Origin of the sequence: Meridianimarinicoccus roseus, from assembly GCF_003172915.1 — a bacterium.
GTDB classification, from domain to species: domain Bacteria; phylum Pseudomonadota; class Alphaproteobacteria; order Rhodobacterales; family Rhodobacteraceae; genus Meridianimarinicoccus; species Meridianimarinicoccus roseus.
This window is the reverse complement of the sequence record NZ_QGKU01000048.1, coordinates 283,973-306,085: the sequence shown is the minus strand read 5'-3', so window position 1 is coordinate 306,085 and position 22,113 is coordinate 283,973. Positions and strand designations below refer to the sequence as shown.

Here is a 22,113-nt window from a genome sequence, read left to right as displayed (position 1 = left end):
TAACTGTGCGCGCCGGGACCGGTCCCGGCGGCAACACGCGGCCCGCCCCATGTTCCAGACGTTCGATGCCCCGACCCGGCCCGATGCCGGGCCACCCCGCCTTGCGGCCCTGCGCGCCGAAATGGCCCGCGTGGGCGTGAACGGCTTCCTCGTGCCCCGCGCCGATGCCCACCAGGGCGAATACGTGGCCGATTGCGACGCACGGCTGGCATGGCTGACCGGCTTCACCGGCTCGGCCGGTTTCTGCGCCGTGCTGCCGGACCGGGCCGGGTTGTTCGTTGACGGACGCTACCGGGTGCAGGCCCGCGCGCAGACCGACGCGTTGGCCTTCGACATCGTGCCCTGGCCCGACACCCGGCTCGCGGCATGGCTGCGCGAGGCAGCGTCTGACGATGCGGTCATCGCCTTCGACCCGTGGCTGCACACCGTCACCGAGATCGAGGGCCTGCGCAAGGACCTTGCCGGCAGCGGCATCACGCTGCTGGAACAGGCCAATCTGGTGGACGCGGTCTGGCCCGACCGGCCCGCTCCGCCGGTCGCTGCGGCCCGCGCGCAGCCCGACGCGCTGGCCGGGCGCGCCGCCTCTGCCAAGCGGGCCGATCTGGCCGCCGCGCTGTCCGAGGCCGGGCATGACGCCGCCGTGCTGACCCAGCCCGACAGCATCGCGTGGCTGCTCAACATCCGCGGCGGCGACATTCCCCGCATCCCCATCGTGCAGGCCTTCGCGCTGTTGCACGCGGATGGCCGGGTGGACCTTTTTACCGACCCCGCCAAGCTGAACGGGCTGGCCGCGCATCTCGGCCCCGAGGTGACAGTGCAGCCCGCCGCGGCCTTCAGCCCCGCGCTGCGCGCGCAGACGGGCACTGTGCGGCTTGACCGTGACAGCGCCCCACTTGCTGTGCAGATGGACCTGGCGCAAGGCACGGCGACACCGGTTGCAGGGCGCGATCCATGCCTGCTGCCAAAGGCGTGCAAGACGGCCGCCGAACTGGCCGGGGCCGACGCTGCGCATCTGCGCGACGGCGCGGCGATGGTCGAATTCCTGTGCTGGCTGGACAGACGCACCGCCAACCTGCCGGACGAGACTTTGACCGAAATCGACTGCGTGCGCGCGCTTGAAGGGTTTCGCGCGGCGACCGGCTGCCTGCGCGACATCGCCTTCGACACCATCGCCGGGACCGGCCCGCACGGCGCCATCGTGCATTACCGCGTCACCGAAGGGACCAATCGGGCCGTGGCGCCGGGCGATCTGCTGCTGATCGACAGCGGCGGGCAGTATGACGATGGCACCACCGACATCACCCGAACCATCGCCGTGGGCGACGTCGGGTCCGAGGCGCGCGCCGCCTTCACCCGCGTTCTCAAGGGCATGATCGCGGTCAGCCGCGCGCGGTTTCCCGACGGCGTGGCGGGGCGCGATCTGGATGCGCTGGCGCGCTTTCCCCTCTGGCTGGCGGGGCAGGATTACGACCACGGCACCGGCCACGGCGTCGGCAGCTTCCTGTCGGTGCATGAAGGCCCGCAGCGCATTTCGCGCGCCGGGGCCGAACCGCTGCGCCCCGGAATGATCGTGTCGAACGAACCGGGCTATTACCGCGAAGATGCCTTCGGCATCCGGATCGAGAACCTTGTGGCGGTCGAACCGGCCCCCGCGCTGCCCGGCGGCGACCCGGCGCGCAAGATGCTGTGCCTGCGTACTCTGACCCATGTGCCGATCGACCGGCGCGCACTCGACGTCGGCACGCTCGATTCGGCCGAAACCGCGTGGCTCGATGCCTATCACGCCGAAACCCGGCGCAGGCTCGAAGGGCTGGTCAGTCCCGCCGCGCGCGACTGGCTCGTGGCGGCGACCGCGCCACTTGGCACCGGGCCCACGCGGGCTGCGCCGACATGACACCGGCGGCCCCATGGCCGGACCGGGCCGGTATCTGCCCGCACCGGGCAGCGCCGGACACCTACGCGACCCCTACAGGACTCCTACAGGTTTCCTACACGGTAAATTCAGCAGTATCAGGACCATGACCCCATGAGCGACCACATCACGATCCGCAAGGCCCCCGGCAAATATGTCATCTTCGCGCGCGGCGCAGTCTATGGCGAAACCGAGAACGCGCTGGAACTGACCGAAGGCAGCCTGCCGCCGGTGATCTATATTCCGCGTGCCGACATGGCGATGGCGTTCTTCGACAAAACAGACAAAACAACGACTTGCCCGCACAAGGGCGTCGCCAGCTACTATTCGATCGATACAAAGTCGATGGTGCTGGAAAATGTCGCGTGGTCCTACGAGACGCCGAATGCCGGCCTTGAAGAGATCGCGGGCCACCTCGCCTTCTACGGCGACGAGGTGAACGTCGAACTGCAGTAACGCGCGCCCCCCACTTTCCCACCCGGCCCCCCGGCCGGGTCAGGAGTGTTCCTCCGCCGCCGTCGCCGCCAGCGCCCTGTTGTAGGCGCGCAGCGCATCAAGTTCGAACAGCACGCCCGCAAGCTCCGGTGTGCCGTCCGCAGCCCATTCCATCACCGCGATGCAGTGGGTTTCCGACTTTGCGAACAGTGGCATGGCCTCTTCCAGCGTGGCCGTGCGCTGCACGGACATGCCCGCCGCGTGCAAGGCCCGCGCGGCGTCCTCGCCCGGATAGTCGGGGTGTTTCGGGCCCGCCATGACGGTCCCCACCCTGTGCATCGCCAGCAGGTATTGCTGCGGACCCTTGGCCAGATGCACGCCGCGCCGTTCGAGCTGCGTCAGGAAGAAGGACCGCTCTACCATCCGGCTTGCCAGCGCGGTGGACAGCGAAACCGCGGTCATCACCGCGATGCCGGTCTGCCAGTCCCCGGTCAGTTCGAACACGATCAGCGTGGTCGAGATCGGCGCGCCCAGCACCGCCGCGGCAACCGCGCCCATCCCAGCCAGCGCATAGATCGTTTCTGACCCGGACACCTGCGGGAAGATCGCCGTGGCGACGATGCCGAAGGCCAGTCCTGTCAGCGCGCCCATCATCAAAGAGGGCGAGAAGATCCCGCCGCCCATCCGCCCCGCGAAGGTGATCGCCACAGCGATGCATTTCAGCACGGCGAAGACCACCGCCTCGTGGAACAGCAATTGCCCGGTCAGCGCCGCCGCCGTCGTCTCGTAGCCCACGCCGATGATGTGGGGAAACCAGATCGCCAGCGCGCCCAGCAACGCGCCGGCGACCGCCGGACGCAGCCAGCGCGGCATCCGTGCGGCCCGCGTCACAAGGCTGGCGAGATCCTCGGACCAGAACACCAGCCGCATCAGCGCCGCCGCAACCAGCCCGCAGACGATGCCTAGGATCACGAAAGCCGGCAGTTCCACGAAGAACGCAAGCGAGCCGGGTTCCGGCAGGACAAATTCCGTAACCCCACCGTATTCGATGCGGTTGATGACCGTGCCGGCCACAGCGGCGATGGCGATGGGCGCGAAGGCATGCACGGCGAAGTGGCGCAGAACCACCTCCAGCGCGAACAGCGCGCCCGCGATCGGCGCGTTGAACGACGCCGACACCGCCCCGGCCACGGCACAGCCCAGCAGATCGCGCCCGGTGATGCCGTCCGCGTGCAGTCGCGCGCTGACCCATGTGGAAATCACCCCGGCGATGTGCACGACTGGACCTTCCCGGCCGCTGGACCCGCCGGTGGAGAGCGTGATCAGCGACGCGGCCGCCGACGCCAGCCCGGCGCGCGTTTCCACCCGTCCGTCCTGCATCGCCGCGCCCTCGATCACGTCGGCGACCGACCGGACGCGCCCGTCCGGGGTGAAATGGTGCAGCACTGCACCCACCAACAGCCCGCCGAAGATCGGTAGGATCAGCACCCACCACCAGGGCAATTCGCCCGCGACGGTGGCAAGCGACACGTCGGTCGTGCCGTAAAGCTGGTTCTGCAGCGCCGAAATCGCCTTGCGGAAGAACATCGCGGCGGCGCCCGCAGCCGTGCCGATCACCAGCGCAATGAACCAGAACTGCACCCGGTCCGGGCCGCGCCGCCTCACGGTGCGCAGCGCGCCGACGAACAGGTCGCGCAACGCACCGATCTGTTCGCCCACCCAGGTCTGCCGTTCCGGCTTCACGCTGATCCTACCTCTGCATTGCGATGCCTCGCCCGCCGGGACCAGTTTTCGCGGCGGCGCAGCGCAAGGGCAAGCCCCGCCCCCCTGAAGGTGCGGAATTGTCGCCGCGGGGCCGCGCCTGCGCCCGGCTCAGAGCCCGAATGCCCCGAACGGCAGGTACCGCACGGGATCTCCCGGCGCGATCCGCTGCGCACCGTCGCCAAGTTCGACCAGTCCCTCCGCCCAGCTGAGCCCGGAAATCCGGCCCGACCCTTCTGAGGCGAAGACCTCAGCCGCCCCGTCGGGCGAAAGGCGGGCGCGCAGGTATTCGCGCCGACCCGGCTTCTTGGACTTGGAAAAGGCGGCCGGCACCGTGAAGCCGCGCGGCACGCTCCAGTCGGCGCCGGACAGGCGCGCCAGCGCCGGGCGAGCGAAGACCAGCGTGCACACGAAGGCGGCGACCGGATTGCCCGGCAGGCCGATCACCGGAACGCCGTGCCACATGCCCAGTGCCAGAGGGCGGCCCGGCTTGACCGCGATACGCCAGCTATCCAGCGCGCCCTCGCTTTTCAGCAGGGCCGAAACGTGGTCCTCGTCCCCGGCGGAAGCGCCGCCCGAGGTCAGGATCACGTCGGCCCGCGCGGCGGCTCCATCCAGCACGGCGCGCAGGGCCGCGCGGTCGTCGCCAACATGGCCAAGATCCACTGGCGCATGGCCCCAGCGCGCCGCCAGCGCCAGCAGCATCGGGCGGTTCGCGTCATAGGTCCGGTCCGGTCCCGCGGCGCTGCCCGCGGCGACCAGCTCGTCGCCGGTGGACAGTACGCCTACGCGCAGCCGTGCGAAGACAGCAAGCTCCGCCAGCCCCAGCGCCGACAGCAGCGCGAGATCGGCGGCCGTCAGCACCCGGCCCGCGGGCAGCGCCAGCGCGCCGCGTTCCACATCCTCGCCCGCGCGGCGGGTGTTGGCGCCGGGCTTGACCGGGCCGTCGAAGGCGATCTGCCCGTCCCGCACCGCCACGTCCTCCTGAAGCACGACGGTGTCGACGCCATCGGGCACCAGCGCCCCCGTCAGGATGCGCACCGCGTGCCCGTCCGGAACCCGGCCACGATAGGCTGCCCCCGCCGCCGCGCGCCCGGACACCAATGGCAGCACCTGCCGGCCAGCACCGGTGGCGGCTGCCGCGAAGCCGTAACCGTCCACCGCAGAATTGGCGCCCGGCGGGTTCGACCGGGCCGCGGTCGCATCTTCGGCCAGAACCCTGCCAAGCGCGTCCACGGTGGCACAGGTCAGTTGCGGGACCACCGGGCGCAGCCGGTCGCGCAGCAGCGCCAGCGCATCATCCACCGGAGTCCAGTCCACCCCCTGCGGCAGCGCAAAGCAGTCGTTCGACAGGCGCGGCGGCACCAGCCCCGGCGCGGCGGCAGCGCGCAGCGATGCCTCGGCTCCCGCACCCAGGATCCAGCCTTCCTCCCTTTGCGGCGGGCCGTCCGGCACCGCGTCCAGCATGGCCGCCAACGTGCCATCGCGTTGCGCGGTCATCAGCGCGCGCGCCAGCACGCGGACCTGCGCCGCGTCCTTGACCGGCGGGGCGGTGGCCGTCGCCAATTCGGCCCGCACAGCTTCGTTCAGCAGGGATGGATAAACCTCGGCCAAAACCAACGCGGCGTCCGCTGATTGGAACGGCCAGACCGCAAGATCCGCGCCGAAGCGTGCGCGCAGCCGCGCGAGATGCGGCAGACCCAGCAACGCCTGACTGCCGACCGACCCGGTGGTATAGAGCTTCCAGCACGGCTGGGCGGTGCGCAGCCGCACCTCCACCGCACGCCGTTCGGGCAGGCCGTGGCCCTGCCGCGCGGTACCGCGCGCGGGCAGGCCCGGCACGTCGGGCCGCACCGGCCGACCCCAGAACGGCCCTGTGCCGGGCAGCAGCGCGTTCAGCGCCGCTGCCACCTCGAAACGGTTGTTCGCGTTGTCCGGCCCGTCGACGATGCGGTCCGCGAGCGCGTCCCAAAGCGCCAGCGGGTCGTCGCCGCCAGTCACCGCACGGGCGAAACCCGCAGGGTAGCCGAACGGGAAATCGAAGCCCGCCAGCACCCTCTCACCCACGGCGCGGCAAGCCGCGAGGCGGGCGGTCAGAGCGGCCATCGCGGCGCTGCGGGTGCGGTGATAAGCGGTGCTCAGGCTGCCGTCCGCGCCTGCTTCGGCGATCCAGATCGCGTCCGCGGCGGGGCGCACAGGCGACGGGGCCGACCGCGCCGACCAGTCCACCACGACGATCCGGTCGAAGTCGGTCACGCCCTGGTCGTCCGCGCGGGCGCTCCCGCCAGACCGACATGCGTCAGCCCGACCTGAGCCAGCACGAACTGCGCGATCGCGGCTGTATCGTCGAGGTCGAACCGCGGGACCTGAAGATCCGGCAGCACCGTGTCCGACGCCACCGCGCGGATCGTGGGATCGTCCGGCGCGATCAGCCCATGCCCGGCAGCTGCGCGCCACGCCTCGATCTTCGGATGGCGTTCGGACTTGTAGCCTTCGATCAGCACAAGGTCGACCGGGGCGAGCTTGGCCAGCAGCATCTCGAGCGGCGGCTCGTTCCGACCGCGCAACTCGTGCATCAAAGCCCAGCGGTGGCCAGACACCAGCAGCACTTCGGTCGCGCCGGCCGCGCGGTGGCGGTGACTGTCCTTGCCGGGCTGATCCACGTCGAAGCTGTGATGCGCGTGCTTGAGCGTGGAGACGCTGAAGCCGCGCGCGGTTATGTCCGCCACCAGCCGTTCCATCAACCCCGTCTTGCCCGCGTTCTTCCAGCCGGTGACGCCGAAGATCCTCATTCCGCCTCTGTCCGGACGATCCGTTCGGCCTGCATGTAGTCCTCGGGGGTGTTGATATTGAAAAACGGATCGCCCGTGAACACGATGGACGCGGCGCCGTGCCGGTCGGTCCACAGCACGACCTTGCGCAGCCCGTCCTCCAGCGCGACGCGCAGATCGTGGCGCAGCGAGACCGGCCAGTAACCGAACGTCGGATGCCGCACGAGGCGCCCGTCCTCCAGCGTGGCGGCGAGCGCCATCGGCGTGCCCGCCCGCGCGGCCCCGGCGCGCAGGCGCGGGCCGAGATCGGCGGGAAAGAACGGCGTGTCGGCGGCGGCGGTCAGCACATGCGACAGGCCAAGTTCCGCCGCCCAGTCGAGGCCGGCCAGAACCCCGGCCAGCGGCCCCGGAAACCCCGCCACCGTGTCGGGCAGCACCGGCAGGCCGTATTCGGCAAAGCGCCCCGGATCGCCATTCGCACTGAGCGCCATGCGCCCGACCTGCGGGCCGAGCCGGTCGATCACCCGGTCCAGAAGCGCGCGTCCGCCAAGGATCAGACGCCCCTTGTCGCCGCCGCCCATGCGCCGCGCCTGACCGCCTGCAAGGATCACTCCGGCAATATCTGTCATGCGGCCCCCTTCCGACGGGCCTTGCCCGGCTCGTCAGCGACACTTGCGAGATCGGCGTCGCGTACCAGCCGCTCCTCGCCCGCAAGGCACACGAAGCGCTGGCCGCGAAGCCGACCGACCAGCGTCAGCCCGACTTGCCGCGCGATCTCCACACCCCAAGCGGTGAAGCCGGACCGCGAGGCGAGGATCGGGATGCCCATCAGCGCGGTCTTGATGACCATTTCGCTGGTCAGCCGGCCCGTGGTGTAGAGCGTCTTGTCGGCGGCGCTGGCACCGGTGGCGAACATCCAGCCCGCGACCTTGTCAACCGCGTTGTGGCGGCCCACGTCCTCCATGTAGACGAGAGGGCGCGGCCCTTCGCACAGCACAGTTCCGTGGATCGCCCCCGCCTCCAGATACAGGCTCGGGGTGCGGTTGATCTTTTGGGACAGCGCATAAAGATCCGAGGTGCGCAGCGTCGCGGGCGGCAGCGTCAGCCCCTCCAGCCCGGCCATCATGTCGCCGAAGACCGTGCCCACGGCGCAGCCCGAGGTGCGGGTCTTCCGCGCCAGCTTGGCCTCGTGATCGGTCACGACCGCGGTGCGCACCACAACGACCTCGAGTTCTTCGTCATAATCGATGCCGGTCACCTCGTCACCGTCCGACAGCATCCCCTGATTGCGCAGGAACCCCAGCGCAAGGTATTCGGGATAGTCCCCGATCGTCATCGCCGTCACGATCTCGCGGCTGTTGAGGTAGATCGTCAGCGGCCGTTCCTCGACCACGGCGATGTCCTGCACCGCGCCGGTCTGGTCCACCCCGCGCACGGCCCGTGTCAGCCCCGCCCGGCCAGGATCGGGGGCGACGAGGAATTCGCCGGTTTCGGATCGCGTCGCCAATTGCGCCCCTCCCACAGATGGCCTAGCACGTCGGCACCGACGATAGGACGAAGCCTTGCCAACCTCCACACCCAAAATCACCCCGGCCGCGCGGCGCGCCTTCTTGCGCGGGATGCGGGGCGCCGCGCCCTTCATCCTCGTGATCGCGCCGTTCGGGCTGTTGTTCGGCGTCATCGGCACCGAAGCCGGGCTGAACATCGCGCAGGTGATGGGATTCACCGTTCTCGTCATCGCGGGTGCGGCACAGTTTACGGCCGTGCAGTTGATGGTGGACAATGCGCCCACGGTGATCGTGCTGGCCACCGCGCTTGCCGTGAACCTGCGCATGGCGATGTATTCGGCCTCTCTCGTGCCTCATCTGGGCCGCGCGCCGCTGTGGCAGCGTGCGCTGGTGGCGTACGGGCTGGTGGATCAGTCCTATGCCGTGAGCATCCTCGAATTCGAACGCACCGCAATGCCGCTGCCCGAACGCTTCGCCTTCTTCATGGGCAGCTTCCTCGTGATCTCCCCGTTCTGGTACGCGGCGACGCTGGTCGGCGCGCAGGTCGGCACGGCCATCCCGGACAGTTTCGCGCTTGATTTCGCCATCCCGATCACCTTTCTCGCGCTCATTGCACCGGCGCTGCGGACACTGCCACATATCGTCGCCGCTCTGGTGTCCACCTTAGCGGCGCTGGCGCTGGCAGGCCTGCCGTACGGCACGGGCCTACTGCTGGCAGCGGTCACGGCGATGGCGGCGGGGGCGGCCACGGAACTCGCTATGGAGCGGCGGGCATGACCGGTTTCAGCGATGCGCATGTCTGGCTGGTGATTGCGGGACTGGGGATCGGCACATACCTGATCCGGTTCTCTTTCCTCGGGCTGGTCGGCGACCGCCCGCTGCCCGGCTGGCTGTTGCGGCTGCTGCGTTACACTCCGGTCGCGGTGATGCCGGGCCTTGTCGCGCCCCTGATCCTATGGCCGCAGGCGACGGGCGGTCAGCCCGACCCGGCGCGCCTTGCCGCCGCCGCCGTGACGCTCGGCGTCGGGCTGTGGACCCGCAACGTGGTGGGCGCCGTCGCGGCCGGCCTTGTCACACTCTACGGGATGCTCGCACTTCTGGGCTGACCGTCAGTCGTTGAATTCGAGGTCGAGATCGGACCAGTCGTCGGGGCTGTCATCGGTGTAAAGCACCGTGGTCACGCCCGGCAGCTTGGCGAAACTGGCGGAGGCGTGCAGCGGGAACCAGCTGACCGGAAAATCCTCGAACCCCGGCAGGTCGCGCAGGATCACCGTGATTGACCGGGTGCATTGCGCAGGCGGCACAGAGCCGTAGGCGCGCGCGGCCTCCAGCGCTTGCGCTGCCACCGACATCGGCACTTCGACCGTTTGGGCGCGTATGCGGAACGTCTCGCGGGCGTGGTAGTCGAAGAACCACTTCTCCATACCGGGCGAGAAGTTGCGGTGGAAATCCCCCTGCTCGGGAGCCAGCGGATGGCGCCATGTGCCGGCAGGATTGAACACGGCCCTCTCCGGCCCGTTGATGATCAACGCCGAATGGGCCCCCGCCCCGGAGCGGTTGGAAATGCTGGTCACCAGCGTCAGCGAGGGCGGATCATCACTGACATAGCTCAGGCGCGCCATGTCGGCATCGCTGGCCTGCGGGGTCTTATCCACGCAACCGGCCAGCACACCAAGGGCACCCGCCACGAGAAAGGCGCGCAGCCCGCGCCGCACGCCCTTTGCCCCGCGCTCTGCGCGGTGCCGTATCAGCCGTTCACCAGGCCGATGAAGATCAGAAGCAGGATCGCCCCGGCCGCAACATAGGCCGATGCCTTCATGAAGCCGTGGAAGGTCTTTTCCTGCGTGTCGATGTCCATCTTGCCGTGCTCGTGCTTTGCCATGGCGGTCTCCCTCATGCTGGTCCGGTAACGGGGTTAGTGGATTTCCTCACGCCTGTCACGCCCAACGCGCTCCGCGCCAAGGCGTCATTTTGACTGCCACATCCAAGCGCCGTCCGCGCGTCGGCGACGGTGCACCTCGCCGCAGGCCAGAAGGTGATTGAGATGCGCCACCGCCTCCACCAGTGCCAGACCATAGGCGTCGCCCGCGATCTCGCGCTTGAAGATCGGCACGAAGCACTCGCCCGCCGTGCGCGGGGTGGAAAGAAAGCGGCGCAACCGCTCCAGCGCGCCGTGATGGTTTTCGGCCAGCTGTGTCAGCCGGAACGGCAGGCCGGTAAAGGGCAGCTTGTGGCCCGGCAGCACAAGGTGATCGGCGCGCGCCACCGCGGCGAAGGCGGCGCAGCTTTCCAGCCAGCCAGTCAGCGGGTCGGCGTCAGGTTCGGTGGCATAGACCCCGATATTGGGTGAGATCGACGGCAGAAGCTGGTCCGCGCCCAGCACCAGCGGCGCGTCCTCGCACCACAGCGTCGCCTGTTCGGGCGCATGTCCGTGGCCGGTGCGCACGCGCCAGCGCCGGTGCCCCAGCTGTATCACCTCTCCGTCGCGGATCCGCCGGAAACCAACCGGCATCGGGGCCACCACGTCGGCGAAGTTGAACGGCCGCTCCTGCGCGCGCTGCGCGAGGATCTCGGGAGCCATGCCCGCGCCGCGCCAGAAGGCAAGCGTTTCGGGCGTGGGGCGGTCCTGTTCGTCAAGCTGCAGCATCCGTGCGAAAAGCCACGCGGTGCGTGTGGCGATCAGTTCGGCACCGTGTTCGGTCTGGAACCAGCCCGCCAGCCCCACGTGGTCGGGATGGTGATGGGTGACCAGAACCCGCGCTACCGGTGCGCCGGACAGCGGACCGTCCAGCAGGCGCTGCATCTCGGCCCGGCCGCGCTTGGTGCCGAGCCCGGTGTCGATCAGCGTCCAGCCGTCATCGCCTGCCAGCGCGTAGATGTTGACGTGATCCAGCGCCATCGGCAACGGCACGCGCATCCACATGACACCTTCGGCCACCTCGGTCGCGGTGCCCGGCGCGGGCGGTTCGGCGAAGGGGTGCACGATCTGCGCGGCGGGCGGTCGTGAAGGGGCTGCATCTTTCATGGCGCGGTCAGACAGGCGCAAGCCAGCCGTGTCAAGCCTGTCGCCACCACCCTTCAGTCACCCTGCGCGTGGAAATCCAGCGCATAGAGCGGCCCCGCCCCTGACTGCGCCTGCGCCAGAAGACCACCGAGTTCGGGCAGTTGCTGCGCGAAGTAGAGCCGCATCAGCGCGGCCCGGTTGCCCCGCGGCGCGGCCTGCGCCGCCCGCAGATGGAATTGCGCGCCCAGCACCCGCGCGAAGGCGCGCAGAAACGGCACCGATCCAGCGAACCGGTCGTTCAGATCGTCCTGCGCCAGCAGCCATTCGGTGCCCTCGCGCAGGGACTGCGCCGCGTCCCACAGCGCCTCGGCCTCGGCGGAAAAGGCATCGCGCGCGGCGCGGGCCGTGTCCTCGACCTCCTTGATCAGGCTGAACGCGGCCTCACCGCCATCGGACAGCTTTCGCCCGACAAGATCCATGCCCTGGATGCCGTTGGTGCCTTCGTAGATCGCCGTCACGCGCACGTCGCGGCAGAATTGCGCGGCGCCGGTTTCCTCGATCACGCCCATGCCGCCATGCACCTGCACGCCCTCGTTGGCGACGGCAATGCCGGTATCGGTGCCGAATGCCTTGGCGATCGGGGTCAGGAAGGCGGCGCGCGCCGCCCATTCGGCGCTGCCGGTGGCCTGCTGCATGTCGATCGCCGCAGCGCAGGACAGCGCTATGGCGCGCGCGGCGAAAATGTCCGCCTGCATCCCGCCCAGCATCCGGCGCACATCCGCATGGCCGAGGATCGACCGTTCGCCAGACGGGGTTCGCCCCTGCCGCCGGTCGCGCGCATAGGCCAGTGCGTGCTGAAAGGCCGCCTCGGCCACGCCGATGCCCTGTGTGCCCACCCCGAGCCGCGCGTTGTTCATCATCGTGAACATCGCCGCCATGCCTCCCTGCGGCGCTCCGACCAGCCACCCGGTCGCGCCATCGTACTGCATCACGCAGGTCGGAGAGCCGTGCAGACCGAGCTTGTGTTCCAGCGACACCACCGTCACGCCGTTGGGCGCGTCCGGCACGCCGTCCGCGTCGGGCAGCCATTTCGGGACGATAAACAGACTGAGGCCCCGAGTTCCGGTCGGCGCATCCGGCAGGCGCGCCAGAACGAGGTGCACAACGTTCTCGGCCACGTCGTGATCGCCCCATGTGATGTAGATCTTCTGCCCGGTGATCGCGAAGCTGCCATCGCCGTTGTCCCGCGCGCGGGTCTGCACCGCCCCGACGTCGGACCCCGCCTGCGGTTCGGTCAAATTCATCGTGCCGGTCCATTCACCGGACACAAGCTTCGGCAGGTAAACCGCCTTGATCTCGTCGCTGGCGTGATGTTCCAGCGCCTCGATCTGGCCCTGGCTCAGCAGCGGGCACAGTTGCAGCGCAAGACAGGCACCCGACAGCATCTCGTTCAGCGCGGTGTTCAGCGTGAGCGGCAGGCCCATGCCACCATGCTCGGGACTGGCCGACAGGCCCAGCCAACCGCCCTCGGCGATGGCCCGGTAGCCCGCCGCGAACCCCGGCGAGGTCCGCACGACACCATTTTCCAGCGCGGCAGGGTGCAGGTCGCCCTCGCGCTGCAGCGGCGCGATGATCCCGTCGCACAGATGTCCTATCTCGCGCAGGATCGCGTCCACGACATCAGGGGTCGCTTCGCAGAACCGTTCGGTCGCGGTGATCTGCGCAATGTCCACCACGTGCTCCAGCAGGAACTTGAACTCCGAAACAGGGGCGGTGTAGGGCATGGACACTCCTCGGGCAGCTTTGCGCGGACCCTATATCAGACCGCCCGCCTGACAACCGAAACGCCGCGTCACGGGATTGCGCCGATGCCCCTTGAGACAGCCCTGCTGCTTCCCGATGCGCCCGGCCTCGACCGCGCGGCGGCGATCCTGGACGCTGGCGGCCGCGTCGCCTTCCCGACAGAGACCGTCTATGGCCTTGGCGCGGATGCGCGGTCGGATGCCGCGGTGACGGGGATCTACGCGGCCAAGGACCGACCACGCTTCAACCCGCTCATCGTGCATGTGCCGGATCTTGGCGCGGCCCGCGCGCTCGCCACGTTCGGCCCGCTCGCGATGCGGGTCGCGCAGGCGCACTGGCCCGGGCCGCTGACGCTGGTGCTGCCGCTGCGCGCGGATGCCGGCCTTTCACGTCTGGTGACCGCCGGGCTGCAAAGCGTGGCGCTGCGCGTGCCCGAAGGCGCGGTGGCGCAGGCGCTGCTGCGGCGCTGCGGGATGCCGCTGGCCGCGCCCTCGGCCAATCCGTCCGGCCGCGTCAGCCCGACCACGGCGGCGCATGTGATGGCCGGCCTGTCGGGCCGGATCGAGGCCGTGCTGGACGGCGGGCCCTGCGCGGTGGGCGTGGAGTCGACGATCCTCGATCTGACCGGCCTGCCCCGGCTGCTGCGGCCCGGCGGACTGTCCGCCGAGACGCTGGCGGCGACGCTTGGCACCGCACCGGCGCGCGGACCGGACGGCGACGCTGCACGGCCGGTCGCGCCCGGTCAGCTTGCGTCGCACTATGCACCGCGCGGGCGGGTGAGGCTGAACGCGGCTCGGGCGCAGCCGGGCGAGGTGCTTCTGGGCTTCGGGCCTGTCGCGGACGCGGCAATCAACCTGTCGCCGCGGGGCGATCTGGCCGAGGCTTCGGCGCGGCTTTTCTCGGCGCTGCACGAGCTTGACGCCGCGGGCGCGGATGCAATCGCCGTCTCGCCGATCCCGGACAGCGGGCTAGGCGCCGCGATCAACGACCGGCTGCGCCGCGCCGCCGCGCCGCGCGACTGAAGCGCGGTCCGCCGGTGTTCGCGTCAGGCCCGTCCCGCAGCGCCCGACAGCGTCACCGGGTCGATCCCCATCGCCGAAAGGGCCGCGGCCCATTTTCCGTCGCTGTCCGGATCGAAAATCAGTGCCGAGGACGCATCGGCCACCAGCCAGGCGTTCTGCGTCATCTCGCCTTCCAGCTGCCCGGGCCCCCAGCCGGAATAGCCGAGCGCAAGCAGGCAGGCGGCCGGCCCCTCGCCCTGTGCAATGTCCTCCAGCACGTCCAGCGTCGCGGTCATGCCGAACCCGCCGGGCACCGCGAGGGTCGCATCGTTGCCGGTGTAGTCGTCGGAATGCAGAACGAAGCCGCGGCCGTGTTCCACCGGGCCGCCCAGATGCACCTGCGGGACGGGCACGTCCCCGCGCGCCGAGATCGACAGTTGCGACAGCAATTGCAAAAAGGTGATGTCCTGCGCGGGGCGGTTCACGATCAGCCCCATCGCGCCGTCGCCCGAATGGGCGCACATGAAGATCACGCTCTTTTCGAAGCGCGGATCGGTCATGCCCGGCATCGCGAGCAGCAGTTTGCCTGTCAGGTCCATGTTAGCCCCTTGATCTTTGCCGGATTTCACCGCGTTCCGGGCGCCCGCGCAAGGCCAACGGCGTGAAATCACGCCGCATCGCCTGAAAGTGACTTGGGCTTGGCGGGCTTTTCTGCAACCAAAGCGTCATGAACCGCTTTCGTCTGACCCTTTCGGCGCTGCTGTGCGCCCCCGTGCTGATCGCCGCCCCGCCCCCAGCCAGCGCAGAGCCGGTCGAGGATGTCGTGCGCATCACCCTCGAGCCGGGCTGGCGGACCGAAACCGGTAGCCACATGGCCGGGCTGCGGATCGTGCTGGCGCCGGGCTGGAAGACCTACTGGCGCGTGCCGGGGGAATCCGGCATTCCGCCCGAATTCGGCTTCGAAGGGTCGCGAAACGTGGCCTCGGTCAGCGTGTTCTGGCCGCGCCCCAGCGTTTTCGAAAGCTACGGACTGGAAACGATCGGCTACAGCACGCAGGTCGTTCTGCCGGTGGAACTGGAACCGCGCGACGGGGGAGAGGCGATGGGCCTGTCCGGCCGGGCCTCCATCGGGGTATGCAAGGACATCTGCCTGCCGGTCGACGTGCGCTTTTCGACAGAAATCGCGCCGGGCGCGGGGCTACCGGTGCCCGAGATCGCGCAGGCGCTGGCGACGGTGCCGGGCGCGGTTCGGGGCCTCGATGTCGCGCGCTGCACGGTAGAACCGATCCGCGACGGGCTGCGCGTGACCGCCACGATCGCCGTGCCCCCGCAGGGTGGCACCGAACGGGTGTTCCTCGAACCCGGCCGGGTGGATGTGTGGGCCTCGCCGTCCGAGGTGACACGCCGTGGCGACACGATCACCGCCGTCACTGAGCTTGTCCCGCCCGAAGCGCAGCCCTTCGCGCTTGACCGGGGCGCGCTGCGATTCACTGTGCTGGGCGCCGACGGCGCGGTCGAGATGCGGGGCTGTCAGGCGGACTGATCGCCGCCCGTCCCGTTCGCCGCCGCGCGGCGCCGTGGCGAAAGGAAGCTTCCGAGTAGCGCCAGAAGCGTCATCACGACCGCCCCGGCGACGAAGACCCCGAACGCGGTCGTCGGCCCGCCACCGGCCAGCGCCGGAAGCCCCGGAGCCATTCCACCGGTCACCGCCTGCGCGCCCAGCGTCGCCGCCCCCCAGCCCGCCAGCAGCGCGGCCAGCCCGAGGCTGGGCCGGAACGCGGCGCGCGCCCGTCCGCGCCCGCGCAGCGCCCGGCGCGCTGCGCGCAGACTTCGGGTCACGTCCTGCCCCGCCGCAAGAAGAGCCGGCACCACGATCAGCACCAGCACCATGCCGAAGCCCAGCCCGTATACCAACGTGATGACCGTGGGCTTGAGGAATTGCGCGTCCTGTGAAGTCTCGTACAGCAGCGGCGCAAGGCCCAGCACAGTGGTCAGCGTGGTCAGCAGAACCGGGCGCAGACGGTCGCACACCGCATCCACGATGGCGGGGCGCAGCGCGCGGGTCTTGGCGTAGGCATCGATCGTCGTGATCAGAACGATGCTGTCGTTGATGATGATGCCGGTCATGCCGATAAGCCCGACCACGCTGAACATCGACAGCGGAACCTCCCAGATGAAATGCCCCCAGACCGTGCCGATCAAGCCGAAGGGAATGATCGCCATGATCACGAGCGGACGGGTCCAGCTTGCGAACACCCAGGCCAGCGTCATGAAGATGCCCAGCAGGCACAGCGTCACGCCGACACGCGCATCGGACAGGAATGCGCGTTCCTGCTCGGCCAGCCCCGAAAGGCGCCAGCCGACACGGTGCTCGGCCTCAAGCCTTGGCAGGATGTCGGTTTCGAGCAGGGTCATGATCTCGGCCGCGCGGGCCGGATCGTCCTCGGACAGATCGCCTGTGACGGTGACCGTGCGCAGGCCGTTTTCGCGGCGGATGCTGGCGAACCCCGGCTCTGCCTGCCAATCGACCAGATCGGCGAGAGGCAGATACTGACCCGATGGGGCGCGCAAAAGCACCTGGCCCAGAAAATCCGCCGTGGCCTCGGCCTGCGGCACTTCCACCCGTATCGTGCCAGTGCGCGGCCCGTCGGGAAAGTTCAGCGCCTCGATCCCGTTCAGCCGGTCGCGCAGCACGCGCCCGACCTCATCGATGGAGAAGCCCAGCACCTGCGCGCGCGGTGTCAGGTCAAGCGTGATCTCGCGCTTGTCCCAAGGCATACTGTCCTGCAGCGCCGAAACTTCCGGATAGGTTTCGAGCCTGCGCTTGAGCGCCTCGGCCGCCGCCTTAAGCCCGGAGGTGTCCGCTCCGTACAGCTGAATGTCGAGCGCGTCGCCCCCCGGCCCCGACCGCCAGCTTCGGAAGCTCAGTTCCTCGGTCAGCGGCAGGCGCGTGACCTCGTCCTGCAGGCGGCGCAGGACGTCGAAGGACGAGTAGGGCCGCAGGTCCGCACCGATCAGTTCGATCGAGATCGAGCCTTGCTGGTCCGGGTCCTTCTCGTCGGCGGCGGCCAGCCCGCGCCCGGTGGTGCCCCCGACCTGCGCCAGCACATAGGACAGCGGGTTGCGCCCGTGCTCCACCTCCAGCGCGGCGGCGACGGCGTCGGCCGCACGCTGCAACTCGGCCATCTGGGCCAACGTGTCCGCCCGGTCCGCGCTTGCCGTCATGACGAAATTGCCGGTGATCGACCCCTGTTCGGGCGCGTTGAAGAACCGCCATGGCACCTGCCCCGAGATCAGCAGCACCGATTGTGCGGCCAGCAGCGCCACCAGCCCTGCCATCACCGGATAGCGTGCAGCGATCACCAGTCCGACCAGCGGGCGGAAGGCCCGGTCGCGCAGCACCGCGAAGCCGAGGTTTATCTGGCGGGACGGCCAGTCGTACCATGCGTCGCGGGCCGAGGCCGCCAGCGCGTGGCGCATGTGGCTGGGCAGGATCAGGAAACATTCGACCAGCGATGCCGCCAGCACCGCGACCACGGTGACGGGAATATCCCAGATCATCGTTCCGAAGCGGCCGCCGATCGCGGTCAGACCCCAGAAGGCGATGATCGTCGTCAGCGCGGCCGAGAAGACCGGCAGCGCCATGCGCCGCGCCGCGCGCTCCGCCGCCTGGCCAGGCGGCTCGCCAAGCGTGCGGTGGCGGAAATCGGCATGTTCGCCCACGACGATGGCATCATCCACCACGATCCCCAGCGTCAGGATCAGACCGAACAGCGAGATCATGTTCAGCGTCACGCCAGCCGCATACATCACCGCGATCGCAGCGCACATTGCGACGGGAATGCCGGCTGCGACCCACAGCGCAGTGCGCGCGTTCAGGAACAGGAACAGAAGCCCCACCACCATCGCAAGGCCGGTCAACCCGTTGCGCAGCAGGATGTCGAGACGGGCCGAGATCGCGTCGGCGCGGGTGCGGATCAGGTCCACGCGGACCCCAGGGGGAAGGCCGGATTGGAACTCTGCCGCGACCTCGGCCACCGTACGCTGCAGGCGGATCGCGTCGCCTTCGGCGGACCGGTCCACGCGCAGCGATATCGCGGGGTCAGTGCCGACGAAATAGGCCGCCACGCGGTCCACCCCGCCGACCTGAACCGCCGCAACGTCACCGACCCTGAGCGTCGCGCCATCCGCGTCGCTGCGCAGCACGATCGCCTCGATCTCGGCCGCGCCGCGCCGTTCTGCGCCGCTGCGCAGCCGGGCGCCCGCCGCCTCCACGCTGCCTGCGGGGGCGGTGTCTGCCTGCGCCGCCACCGCCTGCGCGATCTCGGCCAGCGACAGGTCATGGCGGATCAGCGCTGCGCTGCGCACGGTCAGCAGAATCTCCGGGGCGGCGATTCCGCTTAGCGTGGTGCGCGTGACCCCGGCCTCGAACAGGCGCAACACAAGATCGTCCGCGAAACGCGCCAGCTGGTCCACGCCGACCGGGCCGGTCAGCACCACATCGGTCACCCGGTCGCGCCATTCGCGGCGCGTTACCTCCGGCCGCTCGGCATCGTCGGGCAGGTCGCTCACCCCGTCCACAGCCGCCTGCACCGAATCGAGCGCGCGGCCCATGTCCCAGCCCGGCTCGAATTCCAGCGCGATGCGCGCGCTGCCCTCGCGGGATACCGCGTCGGTTTCCGCCACCCCGTCCACGGCCTGCAGCACCGGCAGCAGCGGCGCCACGATGGCGCGGTCCACGTCCTCGGGCCCGGCCCCTTCCCACGCGACCTGCACGCTGACATCGTCCAGAACGATGTCGGGAAAGAACTGAGCGCGCATCTGCGCTGCCGAAGCAAGGCCCAGAACGACCATCACTGCCAGCAGCAGGTTCGCCGCCGTCCGGTGGCGCGCGAAATATCCGATCAGGCCGCTGCGCCCCACGCCTAGCCGCCTCGGCTCTGTTCGATGCGCTGGACGATGCCCAGCGGGACCGCCCCACCTTCCAGCAGCGCGAGCATCCGGTCCCGGTCCTGCGCAGGCAGCGAGGCATCGGCCTGCACGGCGGCGATAAGCGCTGCGCGGCGCGCCGGGGTCAGGTCGATCAGCGCATCCTGTTGCGCCGAGACAGGGGCGGAGGCAGACGCAGGGGAAGCCGCCTCCTCGATGATGCGCACCTTCAGCCCCGCGCCAAGTGCCGGGCCAAGATCTGCGACGATCCGTGCGCCCTCCAGCCCCGGCGCGCGCACCAGCACCGTGTTGTCCTGCCGCCGGACGATCTGCACCCACGCTTCGCGCAACCGCTCCTCCGGCCCGATCACCAGCACGCGGCCATCGGACCCGACCGCGCTGGCGGGCAGGCGCGCCACGCCGGACAGGGGCGGCTCCGCGATGCGGACGGTGACGATGTCGCCGGGTCGGAAGCCGGCCGGACGCTCCAGCCCGGCGAACAACGCGCGGCCGCTCTCGCCCTCGCCCACGACCGGGCTTTCGCGCAGGCCGGTGCCTGGCGTTTCCAGCACATCCCCGTCGCTGCCCAGATCGAGCCGCACGGTCAGCGCACGATCCGCCAGCGGCGCGCCATCGCGCGCGGTCAGCCGGGCGAACTGCGCCGTGGACAGCCGGAAGGCGACCTCCAGCGCGGCGGGGTCCACCAGCCGCGCCAGCAGATCGCCGGGCGCGACACGCCCGCCGCGCACGGCCGCGACGTCCGACAGAACGCCGTCGAACTGGGCGGTCAGCGAGGTGTCTTCCAGCAGGCGGCGCGCTTCGCCAAGAGCGATTTCGGCGCGGTCGCGCGCGGTGCGGGACTGGTCCAGCCGCGCCTCGGCCTCGGCCAGGGCCTGGCGGCGCCCCACTACCGCCTGCCGGGCCTGTGCCGCCGCCAGCGCGGCGGTTTCCACCGCCGACGCACTGCCCACGCCGCGCGCGGCAAGATCGTTCTGACGCGACAGGGCCTGCGCCCGCAGGTCGGCCTGTTCCTGCGTCACGGTCAGATCGTCCCGCGCCAAGGTCACCCCGCGCTCGGCATCGCGCAGTGTTGCCTCCGCCTCGGACAGGTCGGCCCGCGCCGTGGCCAGCGCCGCCTTGGCCTCGGCCGGATCGACCGAAACCAGCAGATCACCCCGCGCCACGCGGACCCCGTCGCGGAACGGATCGGCCAGCGCCACCACCTGTCCGCCGCTCGCGGCACGCAGATCGAGCGTACGGGTGCTGCGCAGGGTTCCGAACGCGTCGATCACAGGCACGGCGCGGCCAGGCGTCACTGTAACCGCGCGGACCGCCAGTACCACCTCGCGCCGCGCGCGGTCAGGCGGCGCATCGCCCATCGCGGTGCTCAGCGCCGACCACACTGCCATGCCCGCCCATCCCAGCGCCCCGAAACTGAGCGCGGCCAGCAGGACACCGACAAGGGCACTGCGCAGAAAATGCATTCCGATCCTTCCACGCGCCTTGGCGGGTCCGTCCGGCGGGGGCGCGCTGTTCCCGCCATGCCCGTTCAACGCGCGGCGGCGTCACTTCCGTCGCTGATGTTCGTCCAGCCGGGGCAGAATCTCGACGAAATTGCAGGGCCGGTGCCGGTAATCGAGTTGCAGCGACAGGATTTCGTCCCACGCGTCCTTGCAGGCGCCGGGACTGCCCGGCAGCGCGAACAGGTAGGTTCCGTTAGCCACGCCGCCGGTGGCGCGGCTTTGAACGGCCGAGGTGCCGATCTTGGCGAAGGAAACCATCGTGAACACCGTGCCGAACGCGTCGATTTCCTTTTCATAGACGTCCCGGTGCGCCTCGACTGTGACATCGCGACCGGTCAGGCCGGTCCCACCGGTGGAAATCACCACGTCGATCCCGGGATCGGCGCACCAGGCCCGCAACTGCGCCGCGATCTCCGCACGTTCGTCGCGCAGCAACGCACGGGCGGCCAGCACGTGGCCCGCCGACGCGATCCTGTCCACCAGCACCGCGCCCGAACGGTCCTCGTCCGGGGTGCGGCTGTCGGACACCGTCAGAACGGCGATGCGCACGGGCATGAAGGGCTTGGATTCGTCGATCCGGCTCATGGCGGGGCGTGTCCTTTGAGACGGGACTGGGCCGCGTCCGCGTCCAGCCGGGCGCGCAGGGCCAGCAGGTCGGCCCAGGCATCGCGCTTGGCGGCCGGGTTGCGCAGCAGGTAGGCGGGGTGCAGCATCGGCAGGCAGGGTAGCGGGCCAAGCTCGGACCACTGGCCGCGCAGGCGGGTAATGCCCTTGCGGCCCAGCAACCCCTCGCAGGCGGTGTTGCCCATCAGCACGATGATCTCGGGCGCGGCCAGCGCGATGTGGCGTCGCGCGAAGGGGGCCATCATGGCGCATTCCTGGGATGTGGGGGCGCGGTTCTGCGGCGGGCGCCACGGGATCAGGTTGGTGATGTAGACCGCTTTGTCCAGCTCCGCCGCGCCGCGCGCCAATCCGATGGTGGCGAGCATCAGGTCCAGCAGGTGCCCGGCCTGCCCGACAAAGGGTTTGCCCTGAAGATCTTCCTCTCGGCCCGGCGCCTCGCCGACGATCATCACCCGCGCGCCCGGCTGGCCGTCCGCGAAGACAAGCGTGCGCGCGCCCTGTTGAAGGTCACAATGTCCGAACCCCGCCATCGCGGCGTGCAAAGCGGCCAGATCGCCCGCGCCAGCGGCGGCAGTCTCGGCGACGGCGACCGGATCCGGCCCGTCCGTCGGTCCAGCCGCTCGTGCGTCCGCCCGCATGGCGGTGTTTGGCGCCGTCGCGGCCGCCGCCGCGCCCCCGGCGGCGGCGGCAGGAGCGGCGGCCGCGGGGCGGCGGGCGGGTGCGGCATACCGATTGACCGGCAGATCGCCGATCGGCAGGTCGGCCCCAAGCTCCGCTTGCCAGTCCAGAAGCGCCTTGAGCGCATGTGCATCGCCGATCCCTGTCATGCAGTGCAATCTAGG

20 protein-coding genes are annotated in these 22,113 nt (G+C 70.0%); 6 read left to right on the top strand and 14 right to left on the bottom strand.

The features are described from left to right. Positions 1–49: 49 nt before the first annotated feature. Positions 50–1,894 carry an aminopeptidase P family protein gene (locus tag DKT77_RS16665; RefSeq protein ID WP_109812783.1) on the top strand — a complete coding sequence of 615 codons (1,845 nt, stop codon included), beginning with the start codon at positions 50–52 and terminating at the stop codon, positions 1,892–1,894. Positions 1,895–2,026: 132 nt separating this feature from the next. Beyond that, positions 2,027–2,368 carry a DUF427 domain-containing protein gene (locus tag DKT77_RS16660; protein ID WP_109812782.1) on the top strand — a complete coding sequence of 114 codons (342 nt, stop codon included), beginning with the start codon at positions 2,027–2,029 and terminating at the stop codon, positions 2,366–2,368. 39 nt (positions 2,369–2,407) lie between these two features. Here the strand turns inward: DKT77_RS16660 and DKT77_RS16655 are convergent, their stop codons facing one another. The 5 genes from DKT77_RS16655 to DKT77_RS16635 form a co-directional block, all read right to left on the bottom strand. Continuing rightward, a complete protein-coding gene (locus DKT77_RS16655) occupies positions 2,408–4,066 on the bottom strand; it encodes a chloride channel protein (protein WP_238547967.1) in 1,659 nt (552 codons plus the stop codon). Between the two features lie 153 nt (positions 4,067–4,219). Continuing rightward, the gene (locus DKT77_RS16650; protein ID WP_109812780.1) at positions 4,220–6,364 is read right to left on the bottom strand and encodes a molybdopterin-binding protein; all 2,145 of its coding nucleotides are present in this window, start codon (positions 6,362–6,364) and stop codon (positions 4,220–4,222) included. After that, the gene (gene mobB, locus DKT77_RS16645; RefSeq protein WP_109812779.1) at positions 6,361–6,900 is read right to left on the bottom strand and encodes a molybdopterin-guanine dinucleotide biosynthesis protein B; all 540 of its coding nucleotides are present in this window, start codon (positions 6,898–6,900) and stop codon (positions 6,361–6,363) included. Before mobB ends, DKT77_RS16650 begins: the two co-directional genes overlap by 4 nt. Continuing rightward, positions 6,897–7,508 carry a molybdenum cofactor guanylyltransferase MobA gene (gene mobA, locus DKT77_RS16640; protein ID WP_109812778.1) on the bottom strand — a complete coding sequence of 204 codons (612 nt, stop codon included), beginning with the start codon at positions 7,506–7,508 and terminating at the stop codon, positions 6,897–6,899. The genes mobB and mobA overlap by 4 nt, the downstream gene beginning before the upstream one ends. Further along, entirely contained in the window at positions 7,505–8,386 is an 882-nt protein-coding gene (locus tag DKT77_RS16635) for a formate dehydrogenase accessory sulfurtransferase FdhD (RefSeq protein ID WP_238547960.1), read from the bottom strand. Before DKT77_RS16635 ends, mobA begins: the two co-directional genes overlap by 4 nt. A 112-nt stretch (positions 8,387–8,498) precedes the next feature. Between DKT77_RS16635 and DKT77_RS16630 the strand changes: the two genes are divergently transcribed. Then, positions 8,499–9,164: an AzlC family ABC transporter permease gene (locus tag DKT77_RS16630; RefSeq protein WP_109812827.1), complete on the top strand. Its 666-nt coding sequence runs from the start codon at positions 8,499–8,501 to the stop codon at positions 9,162–9,164. Further along, positions 9,161–9,493, top strand: coding sequence for an AzlD domain-containing protein (locus DKT77_RS16625; RefSeq protein WP_109812777.1), 333 nt, complete (start codon positions 9,161–9,163; stop codon positions 9,491–9,493). Before DKT77_RS16630 ends, DKT77_RS16625 begins: the two co-directional genes overlap by 4 nt. 3 nt (positions 9,494–9,496) lie before the next feature. Here DKT77_RS16625 and DKT77_RS16620 read toward each other — a convergent pair whose 3' ends face one another. The 4 genes from DKT77_RS16620 to DKT77_RS16605 all read right to left on the bottom strand — a co-directional run bounded on the left by DKT77_RS16620 (position 9,497) and on the right by DKT77_RS16605 (position 13,175). Further along, on the bottom strand, positions 9,497–10,102 hold the full coding sequence (locus DKT77_RS16620) for a hypothetical protein (protein ID WP_109812776.1): 606 nt from the start codon (positions 10,100–10,102) through the stop codon (positions 9,497–9,499). 32 nt (positions 10,103–10,134) lie between these two features. Then, on the bottom strand, positions 10,135–10,269 hold the full coding sequence (locus tag DKT77_RS16615) for an aa3-type cytochrome c oxidase subunit IV (protein ID WP_109812775.1): 135 nt from the start codon (positions 10,267–10,269) through the stop codon (positions 10,135–10,137). 84 nt (positions 10,270–10,353) lie between these two features. Beyond that, on the bottom strand, positions 10,354–11,412 hold the full coding sequence (locus DKT77_RS16610) for an MBL fold metallo-hydrolase (RefSeq protein ID WP_109812825.1): 1,059 nt from the start codon (positions 11,410–11,412) through the stop codon (positions 10,354–10,356). A gap of 53 nt (positions 11,413–11,465) precedes the next feature. Further along, complete coding sequence (locus DKT77_RS16605; RefSeq protein WP_109812774.1) at positions 11,466–13,175, bottom strand: acyl-CoA dehydrogenase; 1,710 nt, start codon at positions 13,173–13,175, stop codon at positions 11,466–11,468. An 84-nt stretch (positions 13,176–13,259) separates the two neighbouring features. Here DKT77_RS16605 and DKT77_RS16600 point away from each other — a divergent pair, with 84 nt between their 5' ends. Further along, positions 13,260–14,216, top strand: coding sequence for an L-threonylcarbamoyladenylate synthase (locus tag DKT77_RS16600; protein ID WP_109812773.1), 957 nt, complete (start codon positions 13,260–13,262; stop codon positions 14,214–14,216). A 23-nt stretch (positions 14,217–14,239) separates the two neighbouring features. Here DKT77_RS16600 and DKT77_RS16595 read toward each other — a convergent pair whose 3' ends face one another. Further along, positions 14,240–14,794: a YqgE/AlgH family protein gene (locus tag DKT77_RS16595; protein ID WP_109812772.1), complete on the bottom strand. Its 555-nt coding sequence runs from the start codon at positions 14,792–14,794 to the stop codon at positions 14,240–14,242. Between the two features lie 128 nt (positions 14,795–14,922). Here DKT77_RS16595 and DKT77_RS16590 point away from each other — a divergent pair, with 128 nt between their 5' ends. Then, positions 14,923–15,738, top strand: a complete 816-nt coding sequence (locus tag DKT77_RS16590) for a protein-disulfide reductase DsbD domain-containing protein (RefSeq protein WP_109812771.1) — start codon at positions 14,923–14,925, stop codon at positions 15,736–15,738. On the opposite strand, the gene DKT77_RS16585 is transcribed toward DKT77_RS16590, so the two are convergent. From DKT77_RS16585 to DKT77_RS16570, 4 genes are all read right to left on the bottom strand, one after another. Continuing rightward, positions 15,726–19,118 (bottom strand): efflux RND transporter permease subunit, encoded by a 3,393-nt coding sequence (locus DKT77_RS16585; protein WP_109812770.1) that lies wholly within the window; start codon positions 19,116–19,118, stop codon positions 15,726–15,728. The genes DKT77_RS16590 and DKT77_RS16585 overlap by 13 nt on opposite strands. A gap of 2 nt (positions 19,119–19,120) precedes the next feature. Beyond that, positions 19,121–20,608, bottom strand: a complete 1,488-nt coding sequence (locus DKT77_RS16580) for an efflux RND transporter periplasmic adaptor subunit (RefSeq protein ID WP_109812769.1) — start codon at positions 20,606–20,608, stop codon at positions 19,121–19,123. An 81-nt stretch (positions 20,609–20,689) separates the two neighbouring features. Next, entirely contained in the window at positions 20,690–21,232 is a 543-nt protein-coding gene (gene moaB, locus DKT77_RS16575; protein ID WP_109812768.1) for a molybdenum cofactor biosynthesis protein B, read from the bottom strand. Next, positions 21,229–22,098: a uracil-DNA glycosylase gene (locus DKT77_RS16570; RefSeq protein ID WP_109812767.1), complete on the bottom strand. Its 870-nt coding sequence runs from the start codon at positions 22,096–22,098 to the stop codon at positions 21,229–21,231. The genes moaB and DKT77_RS16570 overlap by 4 nt, the downstream gene beginning before the upstream one ends. Positions 22,099–22,113: the final 15 nt, after the last annotated feature.

What these genes read in the sequence shown, in the direction of transcription:
- mobB (WP_109812779.1), bottom strand. Translation starts at nt 6,900, where the DNA reads ATGAGGATCTTCGGCGTCACCGGCTGGAAGAACGCGGGCAAGACGGGG.
- DKT77_RS16615 (WP_109812775.1), bottom strand. Translation starts at nt 10,269, where the DNA reads ATGGCAAAGCACGAGCACGGCAAGATGGACATCGACACGCAGGAAAAG.
- DKT77_RS16610 (WP_109812825.1), bottom strand. Translation starts at nt 11,412, where the DNA reads ATGAAAGATGCAGCCCCTTCACGACCGCCCGCCGCGCAGATCGTGCAC.
- mobA (WP_109812778.1), bottom strand. Translation starts at nt 7,508, where the DNA reads ATGACAGATATTGCCGGAGTGATCCTTGCAGGCGGTCAGGCGCGGCGC.
- DKT77_RS16605 (WP_109812774.1), bottom strand. Translation starts at nt 13,175, where the DNA reads ATGCCCTACACCGCCCCTGTTTCGGAGTTCAAGTTCCTGCTGGAGCAC.
- DKT77_RS16600 (WP_109812773.1), top strand. Translation starts at nt 13,260, where the DNA reads ATGCCCCTTGAGACAGCCCTGCTGCTTCCCGATGCGCCCGGCCTCGAC.
- moaB (WP_109812768.1), bottom strand. Translation starts at nt 21,232, where the DNA reads ATGAGCCGGATCGACGAATCCAAGCCCTTCATGCCCGTGCGCATCGCC.
- DKT77_RS16570 (WP_109812767.1), bottom strand. Translation starts at nt 22,098, where the DNA reads ATGACAGGGATCGGCGATGCACATGCGCTCAAGGCGCTTCTGGACTGG.
- DKT77_RS16660 (WP_109812782.1), top strand. Translation starts at nt 2,027, where the DNA reads ATGAGCGACCACATCACGATCCGCAAGGCCCCCGGCAAATATGTCATC.
- DKT77_RS16595 (WP_109812772.1), bottom strand. Translation starts at nt 14,794, where the DNA reads ATGGACCTGACAGGCAAACTGCTGCTCGCGATGCCGGGCATGACCGAT.
- DKT77_RS16665 (WP_109812783.1), top strand. Translation starts at nt 50, where the DNA reads ATGTTCCAGACGTTCGATGCCCCGACCCGGCCCGATGCCGGGCCACCC.
- DKT77_RS16590 (WP_109812771.1), top strand. Translation starts at nt 14,923, where the DNA reads ATGAACCGCTTTCGTCTGACCCTTTCGGCGCTGCTGTGCGCCCCCGTG.
- DKT77_RS16625 (WP_109812777.1), top strand. Translation starts at nt 9,161, where the DNA reads ATGACCGGTTTCAGCGATGCGCATGTCTGGCTGGTGATTGCGGGACTG.
- DKT77_RS16630 (WP_109812827.1), top strand. Translation starts at nt 8,499, where the DNA reads ATGCGGGGCGCCGCGCCCTTCATCCTCGTGATCGCGCCGTTCGGGCTG.
- DKT77_RS16580 (WP_109812769.1), bottom strand. Translation starts at nt 20,608, where the DNA reads ATGCATTTTCTGCGCAGTGCCCTTGTCGGTGTCCTGCTGGCCGCGCTC.